A 5355-nucleotide genomic window follows, 5' to 3' on the forward strand; every position below is an offset into this window, starting at 1 on the left:
AGCGCGCCGATGTAGATGATGTCCAGGTGGCGCTTGAGGTCGGCCATGTCCATCTCGGAGGCGCGAATATCGCGGTAGTGGCCGGCGCAATACACCACCAGATCCAGCGGCCCCTGCGCCAGGATCTCGCGGGTGGTGGCGGTGACCGCGTCGGCATCGGTCACGTCCAGTGGCCAGGCCTGCGCGGTCACGCCGTGTTGAGGCGGGTGGTTCAGCACAAAACGGTCCAGCGCTTCGCGGCTGCGCGCCGACACCAGCACCTGCGCACCGCGCGCATGCAGGGCCGAGGCGGTGGCTTCTCCAATGCCGCTGGAAGCGCCCACGAGCCACACGCGCAGGCCGCGCCAGTCGGTGATGGGTGGGTTCATGGGTTTGAAGAACGAGAAGCCGCGCGGCGCAGTGGCCACCGCAGCTGTCTGCGCCGGCGATTCCACAAAGGCGTGAGGCGTGCTCATGGCGCTCGCCTCACGAACGACAGCGTGACCTCGCCAAGGCGGATGCCGAACTTGCTCATCTCGGCCTTGTTGAGCATCACGCGCGAATCCATCAGGTACATCCAGTCGTCGAACTGCACCTCGTAGGTTTTGCCGTCGACGGGCAGCAGCAGCGTGTAGCCCCAGCGGAAGGCATTGCCCTGCTGTTCGCCCAGTGCGGTGCCCACCACGTCGTCTGCCGTGCCGCTGAACCGGCCATTGCCCAGATGCTTCATGCGCCAGATGCGTTTGCCGGTGGTGCCGTCGCTGTAGTTGAAGGTTTCGTCCAGCACGCCGTCGTCGCCGTTCCAGGTGCACACCATCACCACGGTGAAGCGCTTGACCACCGCGCCCGAGCGGTCGGTGAACACGCCGTAGGCGTCCAGCGTGCCGTTGAAATAGGTGCGCAGATCGAGCAGCGGTTTTTCGCTCGCGTACTGGCCGATCTGCGGGCCGGCGCAGCCCGCGAGGGCGGCGGCGGAGGTGATGCCGGCGGCGAGCAAGAGTCGTCTTTGCATGGGGTGGTCTCAGGAAGGAATGGAGGTTTGCGGGACGAGGCCGGCGCGCTGCTCGGGCCGGATCACCAGCGCATACAGCGCGCCGCTGGCCAGCAGCTTGAGCACACAGGGCAGCAGGCAGTAGGCGATGGTCAGGGTCTGCAGCGCGGCCGGGTCGCGCGCGCCGGGCTCGTAGCCGAAGAGCGCAAGCAGCGGCAGCGCCAGGCCCGCGGCCAGCGCCAGGTTGAGCTTGGTGGCGAAGCTCCACCAGCCGAAGTAGGCGCCCTCGCGTTGGCCGCGTTCGCCCAGCTGGCCAATGAGACCGGCGAGCATGGCGCCGGGCAGGGTGAGGTCGGTGCCCAGGGCAATGCCCGAGAGCGCGCAGACGACGAGGAAAGGCAGCACATCGCCCGCACCCAGCGTGGCGGCCCAGATGAAAACCGCCACGGCCAGCGCCATGCCCACCAGCCAGGTGCGCGCCAAGCCGATGCGCGCGACCAGCCGCACCCACAGCGGAATCGACAGCGCCGCGCACAGGAAATAGGTGGCCAGAAACGCGGGCTCCACCGAAGGCGAGGCTTGCAGGCGGTCCTGCACGAAGAACAGCACCAGCGTCGCGGGCACGGCGCTGGCTGTGCCGTTGATCACGAACACGGCGAGCAGGCGCAGAAAGGCGGGTTGGCGCAAGGGCGATGGACCCAGGCGCAGGGCCGGTCCAGCGGCTTTCAGGGCAATGGGTGTGGCCGAGCGGCTCCAGGCCCACCAGCCCAGCGTGAGCAACACCGCGAAGGTGGACACGGTGGCGCCCAGGCCCAGCGTGGCCGGCAGCACGGCGGCGATCAACACGCCCAGCAGCGACAGGCCTTCGCGCCACGCCACCACGCGGCTGCGCTGCGCTTCGTTGCCGCCCAGCCGCGCGCCCCACGACTGGTGCGCCACCGACACCACGCTGTAGGCGGTGTAGGTGATGGCCATCAGCAACCCGGCCCAGGCCAAGAGCAAGTTGGTGCCGGCGGCGATCACGGCACTGGGCGGAAACAGCAGACCCCACAGGCCCAACGCAAGCACCACCGCCGCCACGGCCGAAGCGCCGAGCACGGCGGCAATGGAGCGCGCAAAGAGTCGGTCGCACCAGCGGCCGATCAGCGGGTCGAGCACCGCGTCCACCAACCGAGCGGCCAGCAGCACCAGACCCAGCAAGGCCAGCGGCGCGCCGAATTCACGCGCGTAGTGGTTGGGCAGGATCACATACAGCGGCAGTGCCACAAAGGCCAGCGGCAAGCCCAGCAGGCCGTAGCTCAGGCCCCGGCGCCACGCGCCCGCGCCCACGAATTGCGCGGCGGGTTCGGGGGCAGTGGCCGGCGCCAGGCTCATCGCGGTGTTCCGCCCAGGCCCTGGATCAGCGTTTCGCGCATGCGCGGCTGCGAGGTCTTGGGCGAAAGCCAGATGCCGAAGAACAGGCGGGAAAACGCGTCGTCCGCCACCTCGCCGAGCAGCTTGCCGTTCAAGTAGAAGCGCGCGCCGCTGCCGGGAACGTGCACGCCCGTGATGCGGTCGCCGCGCTTCACGTCGGGGAACAGGCTGCTCATGGCCTGCGTCCAGCGCGTGGCCTGCGCGGGCTCGATGGTCGCGAGATCGTTCATCTCGTCGATCGAACGCTCGGCGATGTCGGCGCCCTTGAAGTCGCGCAGGTAGGCCAGTTCCAGGCCGAAGCGTTGCGTTTCAAACTGGCCGATGTCGAAGCCTGGCCGAGCCCACAGGCTGGCGTCGTACACATCGAAGCCCCAGTAGCGCAGGCGCGCTTTGCCCACGGCGGTCTTGTCTTGCAGGGCGGCGCTGAGCGTGGGCTCGGGCGCTTGCGCCAACGCGGGTGAGCCGGCCAGCGTGCCAAGGGCCAAAGCGAAGGAAATGACAGCGCGTTTCATGGCGTGGGCCTCAGAGTGGCTTGCGCAAGGTGTACTGGACCACGTCGGTGCTGCCCTGCTCGAACGCGGCTTCGCAGTACGCGAGGTAGAACTCCCAGATGCGCAGGAAGCGCTGGTCGAAGCCGAGTTGCAGCACCCGTTCCTGCTCGTGCAGGAAACGCTCGCGCCAGATCGCCAGCGTGCGCGCGTAGTCGAGGCCAAACGCAAATTCGTCCACCACCTCCAGGCCGGCTTTCGCCGCCTGCGCGCGGAACTCGCTGGGGCACGGCAGGCAGCCGCCGGGGAACACGTACTGCTGGATGAAGTCGGTGCCCTTGATGTAGCGCTCGAAGTGCTCGTCGTCGATCACGATGCTCTGCACGCAGGCCTTGCCTCCGGGTTTGAGCAGGCGCGAGACGGTCTGGAAGTAGGTCGGCCAGTACTCGCGGCCCACGGCTTCCACCATCTCGATCGAACAGATCGCGTCAAAGGGGGCGTCGCTGATGTCGCGGTAGTCCTGCAGGCGCAGATCGGCGCGGTCTGCGCGGCCGATGCGCTGCATGCGTTCGTTCGCGAACTCCAGCTGCTCGGTGGACAGCGTGACACCGGTGACGTGCGCGTCGAACTCGGTGGTGGCCTTTTCGGCCAGCGCGCCCCAGCCGCAGCCGATCTCCAGCACGCGGTCGCCGGGCTTCACGTCGGTCATGCGCAGCGCACGGCGCACCTTGGCGTGTTGCGCGGCTTCCATGGTCTGGTCGGGGGTCTCGAACCAGGCCGACGAGTAGTTCATCGTGTCGTCCAGCCACAAGCCGTAAAACGCGTTGCCCAGGTCGTAGTGGGCGTGGATGTTCTTGCGGCTGTTGGTCTTGCTGTTGCGGTTGAGCAGGTGCTTGACGCGGTAGGCAAAACGCCCCAGCCACGAGCCGTAGATCACGTCTTCCACCTCGCGGCGGTTGGCCACCATCAGCGAGAGCAGCGCGGGCAGGTTGGAGGTGGTCCAGTCGCCGGCGATGTAGGTCTCGGCAAAGCCGATGTCGCCCGACTTGAGCGAGGCCGAACACACATTCCAGTTGTTGAGCTTCATGCTCGCGTGCGGCCCGTCGACCTGGCCGAAACGCTGCACCGAGCCGTCAGGCAGTTGCAGCGTGAGGCTGCCGTGCACCAGGCGCTGCAGCAGTTGCAGTGTGGTGCGCGCGGCGGCGGGTGCGTTGCGTGGCAGCGAGAAACCGGCGGGGCTGGTGGAGGCGGTGGGGCTGTTCATGGGTGGCTGTGTTCGGCGTTCACGGGAGACGCCGGCAGGGAGGCGGCGGTGACGAAGTCGCCCGGTGCGGGCGGTTGGCGGAAAAAGGGTGCGCGTTTGATCCACAGGCGCACGGCCTGCCAGTGGATGCGGGCCACGACACCGAAGGTCATGGCGGGGTAAGACCACAGCGCGCGGCGCAGGCTGCACGCGTTCAGCGGCTGCAGTTCACCGCTCACGCTGGTGTTGAGCAGGGGCTGGTCGCTGTGATCGCCATGGGTGTCGTCGAAGTAGTCGATGCGCGCCACGGTGCGCGGCGTGGCACCGTCGGCGCGCATGAAGACAAAGCGGTAGCGCCCGCGCACCGGGCAAAACGGCGACACGTGGAACACCTTGCTCGCCTCACACGGCTGGCCGTAGTGCGGCGCGTCGAGCAAATAGCAGTGGCGTTCGCCAAAGGTGTTGTTCACCTCGGCCAGCACCGCACGCAGCGTGCCATCAATGCGGTGGCAGTACCAGAAGCTCACCGGCTTGAAGGTGTAGCCCAGCACGCGCGGGTAGGTGTGCAGCCAGACCTCGCCCTGCGCATCGTCAATGCCGTGCTGTTGCAGCAGCTCGTCGAGCCACTGCAGGCTGTCGGCGCGGCCGTCGCCGTGGTCGGCGTCGTTGAAGCTGAGTGCCGCGCGGCGGTTGCGCGCCAGCGCGCCGGGGCCGTGCTGGCGCAAGCTGCGCATGGGCAGCATCAAAAAGTAGGTGGGGTAAGCGAAAGCGTTGCGCTGCGGACGGTGGCGCGTGTGGCGCACCTGGCCGAAGCCGATCTGGGCCACCGATGGCGAATTCACGCAAACACCCCGGGCAAGGCGGCGCGCTGGGCTTCGGCGCCCTGGGTCACCGGCACCAGTTGGTGCGCATCGATCAGCGAACGCGCGGCGTGCAGGCCCGACTTCAACCCGTCTTCGTGGAAACCATAGCCAGTCCAGGCGCCGGCAAAGTACGTGTTCAACCGACCCTGCATGGCCGGCACACGGGCTTGTGCGCGAATGGCGGCGAGGTCGAACACCGGGTGGTCGTAGGCGTACTCGCCCACCACGTGTTGCGCGGCGATCTCGCGCTGCGGGTTGAGCGACACCACCACCGGCTGTGCCACCGGCAGCGGCTGCAGGCGGTTCAGCAGGTAGTGCAGGCAGACCTGCGCGGACTCCACACCTTGGCTGGGTGCACGTTCGTAGTTCCAGGCGGCC

Annotated in this window: 6 protein-coding genes and 1 pseudogene; all 7 read right to left on the reverse strand. The window is 68.0% G+C overall.

Annotated elements, in window-relative coordinates; translation table 11 throughout:
- A partial coding sequence (locus ACN4F8_RS00310) for an SDR family NAD(P)-dependent oxidoreductase (protein ID WP_419471745.1) occupies positions 1-455 on the reverse strand: 455 nt, incomplete at its 3' end.
- The gene (locus ACN4F8_RS00315) at positions 452-991 is read right to left on the reverse strand and encodes a DUF3833 domain-containing protein (RefSeq protein ID WP_419471746.1); all 540 of its coding nucleotides are present in this window, start codon (positions 989-991) and stop codon (positions 452-454) included. The genes ACN4F8_RS00315 and ACN4F8_RS00310, both read right to left, overlap by 4 nt.
- A 9-nt stretch (positions 992-1000) precedes the next feature.
- Complete coding sequence (locus ACN4F8_RS00320; protein ID WP_419471747.1) at positions 1001-2344, reverse strand: MFS transporter; 1344 nt, start codon at positions 2342-2344, stop codon at positions 1001-1003.
- The gene (locus ACN4F8_RS00325) at positions 2341-2895 is read right to left on the reverse strand and encodes a chalcone isomerase family protein (protein WP_419471748.1); all 555 of its coding nucleotides are present in this window, start codon (positions 2893-2895) and stop codon (positions 2341-2343) included. The genes ACN4F8_RS00320 and ACN4F8_RS00325 overlap by 4 nt, the downstream gene beginning before the upstream one ends.
- Before the next feature lie 10 nt (positions 2896-2905).
- A complete protein-coding gene (locus tag ACN4F8_RS00330) occupies positions 2906-4135 on the reverse strand; it encodes a class I SAM-dependent methyltransferase (protein WP_419471749.1) in 1230 nt (409 codons plus the stop codon).
- Positions 4132-4956 carry a DUF1365 domain-containing protein gene (locus tag ACN4F8_RS00335; RefSeq protein ID WP_419471750.1) on the reverse strand — a complete coding sequence of 275 codons (825 nt, stop codon included), beginning with the start codon at positions 4954-4956 and terminating at the stop codon, positions 4132-4134. The genes ACN4F8_RS00330 and ACN4F8_RS00335 overlap by 4 nt, the downstream gene beginning before the upstream one ends.
- Positions 4953-5355, reverse strand: a pseudogene (locus tag ACN4F8_RS00340) (NAD/FAD-binding protein); the annotation flags it as partial. The gene ACN4F8_RS00335 and the pseudogene ACN4F8_RS00340, both read right to left, overlap by 4 nt.

Origin of the sequence: Hydrogenophaga sp. (assembly GCF_048549895.1) — a bacterium.
Lineage (GTDB): Bacteria > Pseudomonadota > Gammaproteobacteria > Burkholderiales > Burkholderiaceae_C > Hydrogenophaga.